Annotated in this window: 13 protein-coding genes and 1 tRNA gene; 3 read left to right on the forward strand and 11 right to left on the reverse strand. The window is 59.1% G+C overall.

What is annotated here, in order from left to right; translation table 11 throughout:
* Positions 1 to 15 precede the first annotated feature (15 nt).
* Complete coding sequence (locus ACQUTG_RS13465; protein WP_428919904.1) at positions 16 to 390, reverse strand: fibronectin type III domain-containing protein; 375 nt, start codon at positions 388 to 390, stop codon at positions 16 to 18.
* Between the two features lie 351 nt (positions 391 to 741).
* Here ACQUTG_RS13465 and ACQUTG_RS13470 point away from each other — a divergent pair, with 351 nt between their 5' ends.
* Together ACQUTG_RS13470 and ACQUTG_RS13475 are read left to right on the forward strand one after the other, a co-directional pair.
* Positions 742 to 1,482, forward strand: a complete 741-nt coding sequence (locus ACQUTG_RS13470) for an NYN domain-containing protein (RefSeq protein ID WP_428919905.1) — start codon at positions 742 to 744, stop codon at positions 1,480 to 1,482.
* Between the two features lie 27 nt (positions 1,483 to 1,509).
* A complete protein-coding gene (locus ACQUTG_RS13475; protein ID WP_428919906.1) occupies positions 1,510 to 2,256 on the forward strand; it encodes an SDR family oxidoreductase in 747 nt (248 codons plus the stop codon).
* 9 nt (positions 2,257 to 2,265) lie between these two features.
* Here the strand turns inward: ACQUTG_RS13475 and ACQUTG_RS13480 are convergent, their stop codons facing one another.
* Positions 2,266 to 3,597: an NADH:flavin oxidoreductase/NADH oxidase family protein gene (locus ACQUTG_RS13480; protein ID WP_428919907.1), complete on the reverse strand. Its 1,332-nt coding sequence runs from the start codon at positions 3,595 to 3,597 to the stop codon at positions 2,266 to 2,268.
* Positions 3,598 to 3,828: 231 nt separating this feature from the next.
* On the opposite strand from ACQUTG_RS13480, the gene ACQUTG_RS13485 reads away from it, so the two are divergent.
* Positions 3,829 to 4,614 (forward strand): hypothetical protein, encoded by a 786-nt coding sequence (locus tag ACQUTG_RS13485; RefSeq protein WP_428919908.1) that lies wholly within the window; start codon positions 3,829 to 3,831, stop codon positions 4,612 to 4,614.
* A 30-nt stretch (positions 4,615 to 4,644) separates the two neighbouring features.
* Here the strand turns inward: ACQUTG_RS13485 and ACQUTG_RS13490 are convergent, their stop codons facing one another.
* The 9 genes from ACQUTG_RS13490 to bamA form a co-directional block, all read right to left on the reverse strand.
* Complete coding sequence (locus ACQUTG_RS13490) at positions 4,645 to 5,547, reverse strand: hypothetical protein (RefSeq protein WP_428919909.1); 903 nt, start codon at positions 5,545 to 5,547, stop codon at positions 4,645 to 4,647.
* 265 nt (positions 5,548 to 5,812) lie between these two features.
* Positions 5,813 to 5,889 (reverse strand) — tRNA-Met (locus ACQUTG_RS13495).
* Between the two features lie 209 nt (positions 5,890 to 6,098).
* Positions 6,099 to 6,779, reverse strand: a complete 681-nt coding sequence (gene rnhB / locus ACQUTG_RS13500) for a ribonuclease HII (RefSeq protein WP_428919910.1) — start codon at positions 6,777 to 6,779, stop codon at positions 6,099 to 6,101.
* Entirely contained in the window at positions 6,779 to 7,960 is a 1,182-nt protein-coding gene (lpxB, locus tag ACQUTG_RS13505) for a lipid-A-disaccharide synthase (protein ID WP_428919911.1), read from the reverse strand. The genes rnhB and lpxB overlap by 1 nt, the downstream gene beginning before the upstream one ends.
* 17 nt (positions 7,961 to 7,977) lie before the next feature.
* The gene (gene lpxA, locus ACQUTG_RS13510) at positions 7,978 to 8,769 is read right to left on the reverse strand and encodes an acyl-ACP--UDP-N-acetylglucosamine O-acyltransferase (protein ID WP_428919912.1); all 792 of its coding nucleotides are present in this window, start codon (positions 8,767 to 8,769) and stop codon (positions 7,978 to 7,980) included.
* Positions 8,769 to 9,206, reverse strand: coding sequence for a 3-hydroxyacyl-ACP dehydratase FabZ (gene fabZ, locus ACQUTG_RS13515; RefSeq protein ID WP_428919913.1), 438 nt, complete (start codon positions 9,204 to 9,206; stop codon positions 8,769 to 8,771). The genes lpxA and fabZ overlap by 1 nt, the downstream gene beginning before the upstream one ends.
* Before the next feature lie 11 nt (positions 9,207 to 9,217).
* Positions 9,218 to 10,243, reverse strand: coding sequence for a UDP-3-O-(3-hydroxymyristoyl)glucosamine N-acyltransferase (gene lpxD, locus ACQUTG_RS13520; protein ID WP_428919914.1), 1,026 nt, complete (start codon positions 10,241 to 10,243; stop codon positions 9,218 to 9,220).
* Between the two features lie 45 nt (positions 10,244 to 10,288).
* Positions 10,289 to 10,786, reverse strand: coding sequence for an OmpH family outer membrane protein (locus ACQUTG_RS13525; protein ID WP_428919915.1), 498 nt, complete (start codon positions 10,784 to 10,786; stop codon positions 10,289 to 10,291).
* 46 nt (positions 10,787 to 10,832) lie between these two features.
* On the reverse strand, positions 10,833 to 13,151 hold the full coding sequence (gene bamA / locus ACQUTG_RS13530; protein ID WP_428919916.1) for an outer membrane protein assembly factor BamA: 2,319 nt from the start codon (positions 13,149 to 13,151) through the stop codon (positions 10,833 to 10,835).
* Positions 13,152 to 13,156: the final 5 nt, after the last annotated feature.

Genomic DNA, 13,156 nt, shown 5'->3' on the forward strand with positions numbered 1-13,156 from the left:
GGCGATAGGTCCAGATCAGGACTGGATGGTTTTACTGACAACCGCAGAAGGAGGACTCAGCAGGCCACTGGTGTCCTGAACCTGAATGGAGAAATACCAGGTACCCTGGCCCAGACCACCGACGGTGTAAGACATGGTGGCATCCTCGGCGGCATCACTGATCACCACCTGTTCAGTAAGATTATCGGCATCCTGGCCGTAACGAATGATATAGCTGTCCAGCTCACCCATGGAGATGCCGTCACCGTTTACACGGGTGGAAGGCGCGGTCCAGCTAAGCAGCGCCTTGCTGCTACCATTCCCGATTGCCCCCTGGGACGAAGTATCAGAAGAGGAAGACCCCCCACCACCACAGCCTGTGAGCAACGCACCCAGAAAAGCTGCAGCCATTAATGACCCTGACGTTTTAATGACACTATTCATATATATTTGACACCACTTTTCCGACGATTTGACAAAATTTCACAAAAACGCGGCGATTATCCTCGTGAAGAATGGCGCTCGACCAGTTACGAAATTGTCAATTTTTGGACAGGTTCGGGTAAGTAGAAATCGCAAGGTTGCACGATGGCAGGGAGTTACGTCGGAAAGTTTGAGAAATTTGGAAAGGGTGAGCGGGCAATTTCTTGCCAAATTGTAAGGAAATTCGCTTTCGATACCGGCGGGTAAAATCCGAGCCCTTCCTGTTAGACTGCCAATTAACCGGATTCAGATCCTAACCAAAAGGAAACCTCAAGGAAGATGAACTCCAACTACCGAATTGCCCTGCTGATCGACTGCGACAACGTCAGCCACCAGGCCATCGAAGGCGTACTCCAGGAACTGGCCAAGTACGGTGCCGTGAACATACGGCACGCCCACGGCAACTGGAACGGCCCGCAACTGGGCGGCTGGATTGAAAAACTGCACCCCAATGCCATCCGCCCCATCCAGCAATTCGCCTACACCACCGGCAAGAACGCCACCGATGCCTCGATGATCATCGACGCGATGGACCTGCTCTACAGCGGCAATGTGGACGCCTTCGCCTTGATGACCAGTGACAGCGACTTCACGCCGTTGGTGATGCGCATCCTGGAAGCGGGCTTACCCGTATTCGGGTTTGGCGAGCGGAAGACACCCCTGCCCTTCGTGAATGCCTGCTCCCAGTTCATCTACACCGAGAACCTCCGGGACGAGGCCGACGAAGAGGAAGGCGAGAGCGGGTCGGAACCGGCCGCGAGAGCCCAGAAGAAATGGGGCCGCAAACAGCTTCGGGGTGACTCGGTGCTGGTCAGAACCTTGCGCACCGCCGTTGAGCAAACCGCCGATGACGATGGCTGGGCGCATCTTGGCAAGGTGGGCCAATACATTTCCAACAACAGCTCATTCTCGCCGGTGAACTACGGTTACAAGAAACTGAGCGACCTGATCAAGGCCAGTGAGCTGTTCGAGATCCGGGTTGGCGAGAAAAATGTGGTTTACATAAAGAGCCCCGGCTAAGCCGGCGCCAAGAACAAGGAGTGGAGAATGCGACGTAACATCCTGATTACCGGAGCCAGCAGTGGTCTGGGCATGGGCATGGCCCGGGCCTGGGCGGCCAAAGGCTGCAATCTGGCGCTGTGTGCGCGGCGGGTGGAGAATCTGGAGGCGCTCCAACACGAGCTGACCACAAGCTACCCGAATATCCGCGTGGTCATCCAGGCGCTGGACGTGTGCGATTACGACCGGGTACCGGAGGTGTTCCAAAGCTTCAAAGAAGAGCTGGGCAGCCTCGACCGGATCGTGGTCAACGCCGGCATGGCCAGCAGTCACGGGATTGGTCAGGGCCACTTCGAATCCAACCGCCAGGCGGCGGAGACCAACTTCGTCGCAGCAATCGCCCAGTGCGAAGCAGCCATGGAAATCTTCCGTGCCCAGAACGCAGGCCACCTGGTGCTGATGTCCTCCGTCAGCGGCGTACGCGGTTTCCGGGGCGCCATGAACGTCTATGCTGCCACCAAAGCCGCCGTGGCTTCCCTGGCCGAAGGCCTGCAATTGGACACCGAAGGCACCCCCATCCGGGTGACCAACATCATGCCCGGCTACATCCTCACCGACATCAACCGGAGCACCAGGAACGCGCCCTTCCGGGTCGATCTGGACACCGGCGTGTCCGCCCTGGTCAGCGCCATCGACAAAGAGAAACGCCGCGCCTACGTGCCCTGGTGGCCCTGGACGCCCCTGAGCTACGTCATCAAGGCCCTGCCGTTCAAGGTCTTTGCGCGCGCGATGTAATCAGAGTAATCAGAGCCTCCGGTGCCGGCGGGCTTTCCTCACCCGCCGGGCCCGGCTGAGTTCATCCTTCAGGTAAGCGCCGACAGCCTTGAGCAGACCCAGATCAGGATCGGCCTCTTTGTCATCTGCGAGCCGGAAAATCTGCTGGTAGTACCAGGCCTGACCACCCAGCACATTAATCACCTTGAGTGGCATCAACGGACTGGCCGGCGAAAACAAGCCGGTCTGGGCGAGCTTGATGTGATCCTCGTGGCAGACCGTTTTGTCGATGCGGCTCTCCAGCAGATCCCTGGGGGTACCCGGATCGGTGCAGAGCGGGCGGCCCAGCCCGATCACATCCGTCTCGCCATTGGCGACCACCTCTTCCATAAAATCGCGTGTCCGAAAACCGCCGGTAACCATCAGCGGGCAATCGCAGACTTCGCGAATTTTCTGGGCGTAATCCAGGAAATAGGCCTCCCGCTTACGGGTACTCTCCCGCACGGCCGGCCCCTCGCTTGCGGTTTCAGCGTCACCGCTGTATCCCAGCAGCCGGGGCTGTTCGTAGGTGCCGCCGGACACCTCCAGCAGATCAATCCCCTCCTCGTTGAGCCAGCGAACCACCTCCACACTCTCATCCAGGGTGAACCCGCCCTTGCGGAAATCGTCAGAATTCAGTTTGACCGCCACCGGAAACTCCGGCCCCACCGCCACGCGGGTCGCGCGAACCACTTCCAGCAGGAAACGGGCACGGTTCTCCAGTGAACCGCCCCAGCGATCCGTCCGCTGATTGGTCACTGGCGAAAGAAACGACGACAACAGATAGCCGTGAGCCCCATGCACCTGAACGCCCGTGAAACCCGCCTCCTTGGCAATCCGGGCAACGTTGGCAAAACGCTGGATAAAATCGAGGATCTCCGGCTCCGCCAACGCACGCGGACGGGCATAGTTCCCCATCAGGGACAGCTGAACCGCAGAGGGCCCCATCGGCCGCGAAGTAACGTAGCGCGGCGACTGGCGACCGGCATGGGAGATCTGCATCCACAAATGGTTGCCATTGCGGGTGCCGGCTTTGGCCCAGGCACGCAGTTGCGCCATACCTTCCGGCTCGCCCTCCGCAGGCGCCGGATCGATCGCCACGTTGCCCGGCCGCTCCAGTACCCGATGGTCAATCATGACGTTGCCGGTGATCAGCAGCCCTGCCCCGCCATCGGACCAGCGCCGGTAGAGGGTTTCGTGCCGGTGGGTGGCGTGTAAGTGGTCGTCTGACAGCCCCTCGGTCATCGCGGCCTTTGCGATCCGGTTAGGCAGAACGGCACCGCAGGGGAGTTTCAGGGGTTGGGCAAGGGGCGATTGGGGCATGGCATCATCCTGATGGTTGTTGATTCGTCGATGTCAGAATCATGGCCCCGGCGTGGGAGGCATGCAATGGCCGACGAGGCCGGCACTTTTCAGGAAAAGGCTTATGACTCCGGAGGCAGTTGATCATTGTTAGAAAGAAATAGACTTTCTCCTCTGATAACTTATCCCCTTACTCGAACTTCGGACCGGAATCTCCAGCCGGGCAACCCTATTTTCTATGACCTACATACCATGAACTCCTCTAAGAAACTCTGCACGCTCACCACTCTGGCCCTTTGCACCACGCCGTGTTTCGGCGATGTTCGGATTGGTAGCCACTGGCAATACTTCGACTACGAAGAAACTTCTTCCCAGAACGTAACGTTGAACCGTGAAGATGGCGATTTGCCCGGTGTTTTTCTTCGCGCCCAAACACAACTTGGCTTTGCCTGGCTCGAAGCGGGTACCAGTTATGCCAAGGGCGATGTGGATTACAAAGGCTTTACCCAGGGCGGCCGCTCTCTCGAAACTACCACTACACAACGCTTGATCGATTACCGGCTCCGGGCCGGGGTTCCATTTGCATTGCGACAATCCACGCTCACGCCCTATCTGGTCGCCGGTTACCAGCGATGGGATCGGGCCATTCACCCGACCGCTTCAACTCTGGGACTGAATGAATTTTATCGGTGGTGGGAAGCAGGTGCCGGTGCACGGTGGTGTGGCGGCTTTGGTTATGGCGAGGTCTGCGCGCTGGGTGAGGTATTCGGGACCGTAGAGGGTACTGTAGAGGTGGGTCTGGAGCCCGTTGGCCTGGGCAGACCAGAACTGGATCTTGGCGAGGGTACCGGGTTTCGTATGGAATTCGACTGGTCACCCGCGTTGGCCCCCCATCTATCACTCGGGTGGTTTTATGAGCGATGGGATCACGGAGAGAGCAACACCGTGTTCGTCCAGCGAAGCGGAACTGTGTTTGGGGTATCCGAGCCGGACAGCGAAACTGTCCGGCAAGGACTGAGGCTGGCGATCAGGTTCTAGGCGACCCCAGCCCCGGCTTCAGGCATGGGATCAGTTCTGGGTTACCAGGACAGAGGATCCTTTGTAAGTAACCGTATACTCTCCGCAAGTGCTGAATGTGGCCGTTATCACCTCACCGTCAGAATCGGAGAAGGTAATGGTTCCGCTACTGAAGCCACCGCCACTGCAGGGGATCAGGCCAGTTCCCTGGAAATCTACGTAGCCACGGTCGCCGTCGTACACTCGTGCGGAAATGTTGTAGCCAGAGTACTGGTCACCCGTCACCGAGACGCCTGAAATGCGATAGGCCTGTCCATTGGTGCCATTGAACGTGCTGGAGTAGGTGCAGTTGTCGAGAAACTCGCCGGTGCAACTCACGTTACCTTTGCTTCGATAGGTTTCACCCGCATAGGTGCCGGTGTAATCAAAGTCTGCGGAAAACTCGACGATTTGATCACCGTTCAAGGTATAGGTGACGTCATACACACCGTTAAGGACATAGTTGGACGTGGCATCCACGGGCATACAGTAATTGTCATAGACAATTTTCATGCGGGATTGGTTGTCCGATGTCACCGATGCCGACCCGCCGCACTCACCGTCGTAGACATAGGTGGCGCCTGTCGGCAGATTGGCAACCTCAAGAATCTCCAGAGACAGGTCTTTGGTGACTTCATTCGCGTTAAACGAATCAATCTGGGCAGCAACCGGGGCAAAGTTTGCCGCCTCGTCTTCAATCACTGCCTGAGTTGCTGCTTGTGTGGTCGCCTCGGCTGCCGTCTTGGCATCCTCCTCACTGGCAATGGTCGCAGCACTTTCATTAAATGTGGTCGTGCTGGAGCTGGATCCACCACCTCCACCACCACCGCCACAAGCCGTCAGCCCGAGAACGGTGCAAAGCGCTAAACCCCGAATCCATGTTCGTCCCATGTAACGATTGTTATTTGATTCCATTATTCTCTCTCTTAATATCCTGATTAGAAGAGTTCCCGTTATTACAATAAATGTGCTCCCAAATCCGAACTGGATCCAAGCCGCACCGTGCCAGTTATATGCTATTCAGAGAATATTTATTTTGATCTCAATTAGCTATATACAAAATGAAACAAGAAATATGTGTGGCTATCGTAAGGACGGGAAACCGGGCAATGAGGGAGTGGCGGAGAAGAACAGGATTCTGAAAAGCAAAAAGGCCAGCAAAAGCTGGCCTTTTCGGTATTGGTAGCGGGGGCTGGATTCGAACCAACGACCTTCGGGTTATGAGCCCGACGAGCTACCAGACTGCTCCACCCCGCATCAAACTTTTCATCTCGATTTAACTGCTGAGTCCGCCGGTGGGTCGGGCTCATAAGCCGAAGGTCGAGACTCCCTTCGGCTCTTGCGGGGATTGGGAGCCCGACGAGCTACCAGACTGCTCCACCCCGCATCAAAACTGGTTGTCTTTCGGGGCTGGCCCCGATCAACGTGGCGCGTATATTAAGGACCGGAAGCGGGCCTGTCAATTGTTAATTTTCAAACAAGTCCGTGGGGAAGTGAAGTTCCTCGGCTGGGGCCTCCCCCGGCGTTTTATAGAGTCCAACCGTATCGATCACTTCCTGTACCGGGCGGAAGGAACGACGGTGTTCCGGGGTCGCCCCGAGACGCCTTAGCGCTTCAAGATGGACAGACGTTGGATAGCCTTTGTGCTTGCCCAGTTCGTAGCCCGGATACCGATCCTCGAGCTCTTCCATTTCCCGGTCACGGGTGACTTTGGCGAGGATGGAGGCGGCGCTGATTTCGGCAACTCGGCTGTCACCCTTGATCACAGGCTCGGATGGCCAATGCCATTTTGGGCAGCGGTTGCCATCCACCAGCACGTATTCGGGCGGGATGGCCAGGCCGGCGACGGCGCGCTCCATGGCGAGCATGGTGGCCTGGTAGATGTTGAGCTGGTCGATCTCGTTTGCCTCGCAGCGGCCCAGGCTCCAGGCGGCGGCTTTTTCGATGATTTCGTCGTACAGGGCGAGGCGTTTTTTCTCGGTGAGCTTTTTCGAGTCCGCCAGGCCGGCGATGGGTTTGCCCGGATCGAGGATGACGGCAGCGGTGACGACCGCTCCGATCAGGGGGCCGCGGCCGACTTCATCGACACCGGCCAGTAACCGACCCTGGTATCGGCATTCGAATGGCGGTAGCTCTACCTTGGCCATCAGGCTCTCTCCTCCAGCAGCCCGGAGACGGCCTCGGCGGCTTTTTCGTCCGCATTCTGGCGCAGGGTCAGGTGCAATTCGGTAAACGCCTGTTGCAGCCGCTCCCGCTCTTCGAGGTTCTCCATGCGCTCAAGCACCGCGGCGCCCAGGGCTTCTGCCGTGGCGTCGTCCTGGAGCAGTTCTGGCACCAGTGCTTCCTTGGCCAGGAGGTTGGGCAGGGCCACATGGGGCACCTTCACCAACCGGGAAAGAAGCGCGTAGCTCATGTTGCTCAGGCGGTAGCCCACCACCATGGGTTTCTTGAGCAACATGGCTTCGAGGGTGGCAGTGCCGGAGGCCAGCAGGACCACATCGGAGGCGGCCATCACTTCCCGGGACTGGCCGCGCACGATCGTGACCGGCAATTTTACGTCGAGGGATTCCACCAGGGCCTGAACCTGTTTCTCGCGGTCCCGGTTCACGCAGGGGATTACCAGCTGGATATCCGGTCGGCGTTCCTGCAGCCAGCGGGCGGCTTCCAGGAACAGGTTACCCAGGCGTTCCACCTCCCCTGCCCGGCTGCCCGGCAATACCGCCAGCAAGGGTGCGCTCTGGTCCAGCCCGAGCTGCTCCCGGGCCTTGCCGGTGTTTGGTTCCAGGGGAATGCGGTCGGCCAGCGGGTGGCCCACAAAAGCCACGGGGACGTTGTGCTCTTCGTAGAAGCGGGCCTCGAACGGGAACAGGGTGAGCATGAGATCGACGGATTTGGCGATCTTGAAAATGCGCTTCTGGCGCCAGGCCCAGACCGATGGGCTGACGTAATGCACGGACGGAATACCCGCCTCGCGGCAGCGCCGTTCGATGGCCAGGGTGAAATCCGGGGAGTCGATGCCGATGACCACATCCGGGCGATTAGTGAAGAAGTAGTCCATCAGGCGGGCGCGGATGCTGAACAGCTCCCGGATCCGGCCCAGCACCTCCACCAGGCCCATGACCGAGAGCCGTTCCATGGGCACCAGGGAATGAAAGCCCTCGGCGATCATCTCTTCGCCGCCGATGCCCACAAACCGGGCGTTCGGGTAGCGGCGCTTCAGGGAGCGTATCAGGCCGGCACCAAGGATGTCCCCCGATGCCTCGCCGGCGATCATGGCAATGGTGAGCTTGCGCTCGCTGATAACGGTTGGTTTGGTGGATTCCGTCACCGGAAGGCTCCGGCTGGTCAGCGAATGATGCCGCGGTGTGCTCCGCGCAGGGATTCAATGAGCGGGCGGGCTTCCGGCACGTCGCCGTAGTTCTTCTCCAGCTCCTCAAGTGCCTGTTCGGTCGTCAGGCCCTGGCGGTAGATCGTCTTGTAGGCACGGCGGAGTGCCAGCAACGCGTCTTTGCTGAAGCCGCGACGCTTGAGGCCTTCCACGTTCAGGCCGTGGGGTTCGGCAGACTGGCCGCTGGCCATCACGTACGCGGGAATATCCTTCAACACGATGCTGCCACCGGCGGCCATGCTGTGGGAGCCGATGTTGCAGAACTGATGCACCATGGTACCACCGCCTAGAATGGCAAAATCACCCACCGACACGTGGCCGGCCAGGGTCGCGCAGTTGGCCAGAATGGTGTTGTCACCCACGATGCAGTCGTGAGCCACATGCACATAAGCCATCAACAGGTTGCCGTTGCCAATGCGGGTCTCACCGCGATCCTGGACAGTGCCCCGGTGAATGGTGCAGTTCTCGCGGATGACGTTATTGTCTCCGATCACCAGAGTGGTGGGCTCACCGGCGTATTTCTTGTCCTGGCACTCTTCCCCGACACTGGAGAACTGGAAAATCCGGTTATTGCGGCCGATAAACGTCGGCCCCTTGATTACCACGTGGGACAGGATCTCGGTGCCTTCACCGATTTCCACGCCAGGGCCGATGTAACTCCACGGGCCAACGGTCACGTTGTCCGCCAGCTTGGCTGATGGGTCTACAATCGCTTGAGGATGGACACCCGACCAGTCATTTGTCGCCATCAAACTTCTCTCTCAGCGGTCAAGATTTCTGCCGTGCAGACGACTTCCCCGTCGACCAGCGCTCGGCATTCGAATTTATAGATGCCGCGCTTGCCGGAGAGGAATTCCGCTTCCATATCGAGGCGGTCTCCCGGCAGCACAGGGCGCTTGAACCGGGCCTTGCTGGACCCGGCGAGGTATTGTACCACGCCGTCAGATGGTTTCCGGCCCACGGTCACAAAACCGAGAATGCCTGACAATTGTGCCATAGCTTCGATGATGAGCACGCCGGGCATGATCGGATTGTCGGGGAAATGGCCCTGAAAGAAAGACTCATTGAAGGAAATGTTCTTGTACCCCTTGATTGAGACTCCCTTCTCAATCTCGGTTACCCGGTCCACCAGCAAGAACGGGTACCGATGTGGCAGGTATTCAAGAATTTCGTTAATTTTCATCATGTTGGTCGGCCTCAGCCCTCTAATTTCTTTTCCAGTTCTTTGACCCGCCGTGCAAGCACATCGAGCTGGCGGAAGCGCACGGCGTTCTTGCGCCATTGCCGGTTGGTATCCGCACTGGTGCCCGAGGAGTAGACCCCCGGTTCGCGGATGTCGCCGGTGACCAGGGTCATACCGGTGAGGTGCACCTGATCGGCGATTTCGAGATGGCCCGCCACGCCGGAGGCACCACCGAAGACACAATGACGGCCGATCCGGGTGCTGCCTGCAATCCCGACCATGGCCGCCATGGCGCTGTGTTCACCTATATGGACGTTGTGGGCGATCTGGATGAGGTTATCGAGTTTTACGCCATCGCCGATGACGGTGTCATCCAGGGCACCGCGGTCGATGGTGGTGTTGGCGCCCACTTCCACGTCGTCTCCGAGTACGACGCTGCCGAGCTGGGCAATGCGGTGCCAGACGCCCTTTTCATTGGCAAAGCCGAAGCCATCCGAGCCGATCACCGCACCACTGAGAATATGGCAACGCTGCCCGAGCACCACGTCGTGGGCCAGGGTGGCCCTGGGTCTGATCACGGTGTCACGTCCGATCCGGCAGCGGGCACCGATGATGCTCCCGGCGCCAATGACCACATTCTCGGCAATCTCGGCCTCCGCCTCGATCACGGCGTTCGGGCCGATGCTCGCGCTATCGGCGATTCGGGCAGAAGAATCCACCACCGCGCTGGCGTGCACGCCGGCTGCCGGTACGGGCGCGGGATCAAACCAGTGACTGAGGCGAGCATAGCCCAGATAGGGGTTGTCCAATAGCAGGACATTGGTCGGAGAATCCTGGGCGGCGGCCGGCGAGAGGATCACCGCTGAGGCTCGGGTGTCCGCCAGGTATTTGCCGTAAGCCGGGTTGGCGAGAAAACTGATCTGTCCGGGGCCGGCGGCCGAGAGGGTCGCCAGCCCGGTGATCTGCACCTCGGGGTCTCCCTTCAGCTCTGCCCCCAGTGCCTTGGCGATATCACCAAGCCGGTAGGACTTTTCTGTCATGACATACTCCAGAGCATCATCCGGGGCCGAGGCGCCCCCTATCGGTTAACGGTTCAGTTTTTCCAGCAGCTGGGACGTGAGATTCATTTCCGGCTTCACATAGACCACCGCCTCGCTGGGCAGGATCAGGTCCAGATTGTTCTCTTCCAGCAACTCCTTGACCGCCGCGTCCACTTCCGGGCGGGCGTTCTCGAGAAACTGCTGCTTGCGCTGGGCCACGGTGGAGTCCAGGCGCTGCTTGAGCATGTTGAACTCCTGGACCTTCTGCTGGAACTGGCCGGTCAGCTCGTTGCGCTCGGTCTCGTTCATCATGGCGCCGTCTTTTTGCAGGCGCTCCTGCAGCTTGCGCGCTGCTTCCTGGGCTTCCCTGACCCTGGCTTCCTCGCCGGCGAAGTCCTTCTGCAGGGTTTCACTGAAGGCCTTGGCTTCGTCAGAGGAAAACAGCGCCTGGCGAAGGTCGACCACGCCAATGCGGGTCTCGGCAAAGGCAGGCAAGCTGACGGCCATCAGAGCCGCTGCAAGCAGGGTAATCATACGGGACATGGTGTTTCTCCTGTGTTTCATCCTTTACTGTTGTTATCGGTGGCCATCAGAAGGTCTGGCCGAGGGAGAACTGGAACACCTGGGTGTCGTCCCCCTCTTTGTCATTCAGCGGCTGGGCAAGGCTGAAGGCGAGCGGACCGACCGCCGTGATCCACTGGAAGCCGACACCGGCCGCCAACCGCACTTCACTCAGTTCCGGATCGAAACCACGCTCGGTATCGAACACCTGGCCGGCATCCAGGAACACCGAGGTGCGCATGGAACGGCTGTCGCCCGCAAACGGGGTCGGCGTGATCAGCTCCAGACCACCCTCGGTGAGGAGGTTGCCGCCGAACGGATCCGGTTCGGACAGGTCGAACTCGCTGTTGGTTGCCCGCAGGCCCAGGGAGTTGGCTTCATAGCCCCGGACTGAGCCATAGCCACCGGAGTAGAAATGCTCGTAGAACGGCATCTGGGTGCGGTCACCGTAGCCGTCACCATACCCGATCTCGGAACGGGCGCGGAATACCCAGCGGTTATCATCGTCGATCGGGAAATAGAAGTCAGTCTTGTGAGTGGCCTTGTAGAAGGTCAGGTCACTGCCCGGCACCGCCACATCAAGAGAAAGCGAGTGGCTGTAACCATCAGTAGGCAGCACGCCCCGGTTCAGCGTGCTCCGACGCCAGCTGCCGAACAGGAAGTAATTGTCAAAGGAATCCCCTTCCTCGACGATGAAGTCCCGGACTTCCTGGGAGGTGAACAACCCTTCCTTGATGTTGGAACGGGTGTAACCCAGGCCGAAGTTCAGGCGGGTAATCTGGTCGGTCGGATAGCCGAAGGTCACCCGGCCGCCATACTCGTCCAGCAGGTAAGAGGAGATATCCTCTTCCTCGTAGTCGGTCTCCCGCGCGAAAAGGCTGAAGCCACGGCTCACACCATCCACGGTGTAATACGGGTCCAGGTAGGAGATGTTGGCACTCTTGACCGAATCACTGACGTTGACGCCAAAGGAGACCCGTTTGCCCGAACCGAAGAAGTTATTCTCGGAGACGTTGGCACCGAGGATCACACCGGAATCCTGGGAGAAACCGATGGACGCCGACAGACTGCCGGTGGGTTGTTCTTCGACCGCATAGTTCACATCGACCAGGTCATCGGTACCCGGTACCGGAACCGTGTCCACATTCACCGTGCTGAAGAAACCGAGGCGCTCGAGTTTGGTCTTCGAAAACTCGATCCGGTCCGAGGACGCCACCGCGCCCTCCATCTGGGTCATTTCCTGGCGCAGGACATCGTCCCGGGTGGAAACGTTGCCGTCAAAGTTGATGCGGCGCACATAGGCGCGCTTGCCCGGCTCGACATAGAAAGTCACGGCGGCGGTATTGTCTTCCGCCGGCTCAGGCACGGCATTCACGTTGGCGAAGGCGTAGCCTTCCTTGCCCAGCCGGAAGGACAACGCCTCGGAAATGGCGGTCATGCGGGCCCGGGAGAAGACGTCGCCTTCTTTTACCGGGATCAGCTTGCGCAACTCCTCTTCGCCGACAATCAGGTCCCCTCTCAGGTTGATCTCGGAGATGGTGTACTGGGGGCCTTCATTGATGGCGATGGCGATAAAGACTTTCTGCTTGTCCGGGGAGATGGACACCTGGCTGGATTCGACGGTGAAATCGAGGTAGCCACGATCCAGATAGTAGGAGCGCAGGCTTTCCAGATCCCCGCTTAGACGCTCGCGGGCGTATTTGTCGGAGTTGGTGATGGAGTTCCACCAGCTGGTGGTTTCCAGCTCGAACAGGCCCAGCAGCTCTTCTTCGCTGAAATCGTTGTTACCCACAATGTTGATGTGGTGGATGGCCGCGACGGTGCCTTCGTTGATATCCAGACTGATGGCGACCCGGTTACGGGGCAGTTCCTCGGCGGTCGCTTTCACCCGGGCGTTGTAGCGGCCCTGGGCGATGTAGGAGCGCAGAATCTCGAGTTCCAGGCGTTCGAGGGTGGCGCGGCGAAATACCTGACCTTCCTGCAGGCCGGCACCCGCCAGGGCATCCATCAGCATTTCGGTTTCGATGTTCTTGTTGCCCTCGATCTCGATAGAGCTGATGGAGGGACGCTCACGCACGGTGATAATGAGGACACCGGCATCACGGCTGGCCTCGATATCGGTGAACAGTCCGGTACCGAACAGGGATTTGATGGCGCTGGCAAGCTCCGCCTCATCCACCTGCTCACCAATGTTCACCGGAAAGGCGGCAAAAACGGTACCCGCTGAGACCCGTTGGAGGCCTTCGACTTCGATATCCGCTACCGTAAATTCATCCGCCAGCGCTGGCTTCATGCCCATAGAGGCCACAGCGAGGCCAACGGCTACACCTAGAAGAGAACGTCTCATTCAAA

Source organism: Marinobacter sp. DUT-1 (assembly GCF_050379415.1).
Taxonomy (GTDB): domain Bacteria; phylum Pseudomonadota; class Gammaproteobacteria; order Pseudomonadales; family Oleiphilaceae; genus Marinobacter.